Source organism: Enterococcus canis NBRC 100695, from assembly GCF_001544375.1.
Lineage (GTDB): Bacteria > Bacillota > Bacilli > Lactobacillales > Enterococcaceae > Enterococcus_H > Enterococcus_H canis.
Map to the genome: position 1 here is coordinate 1 of NZ_BCQJ01000045.1, position 646 is coordinate 646.

The 646-nt window shown below is 34.7% G+C and carries 1 protein-coding gene; it reads right to left on the reverse strand.

From position 1 onward, the window contains the following. Positions 1-581, reverse strand: a 581-nt coding sequence (locus tag ECA01S_RS13835; protein WP_157490309.1) for a replication initiation protein, incomplete at its 3' end; no start/stop codon positions are given. Positions 582-646: the final 65 nt, after the last annotated feature.

The window sequence follows — 646 nt, forward strand, 5'->3', positions numbered from 1 at the left end:
AATTCTTGTCGGATAGGCTGGAGAACTTTTTGATCGACATTACCTTGTTTGTAAGTTTTTGGAATGTCCAATAATTCGTAAAAATCGTCTTTAGAGAAATACGCACATCCTTTGGTACGAAACTGTTTTAACAGTCTGAACATGGTTTTTGCATAACTACTTTGTAGCTCGTTGAATTGTTGGAGAGAGTAACGAGTCCATGAATCAAGATTATTTAACAAAGGCAATGCTTTTTCGTAAATTCGTATATCTACGTAAGGCTCATCAGCATTACCGACAATCTCAAATTCAGTAAACATGACAAACATACTTCTGTTTAACCCACTTTCACTACGACTACCAAAACGCAGGGAAAGAATTTTTTCATAAGTATTTTGTAAATCGTCAATAAAACGGTTGTTAGCTGTTGCTTTGTAATTACTTAAATCTTTCAGTTGGTCAAACGTAAAGCGGACGGTTTTATCGCCTTTTTCACGCATTCTTGACACAATAGAAAAAAATAAATTCATTTCTACGGGAGTAAATTTCCGTAAAGGAATCGTATTTAGTTCTGAATGGTACTTAACAATCTCATTAGCCATATATGAAATCAGTCCTTTCCTTACTCTCCCAAGGGGTAAACAACCTTTTAAAGGTTGTTTTGTCT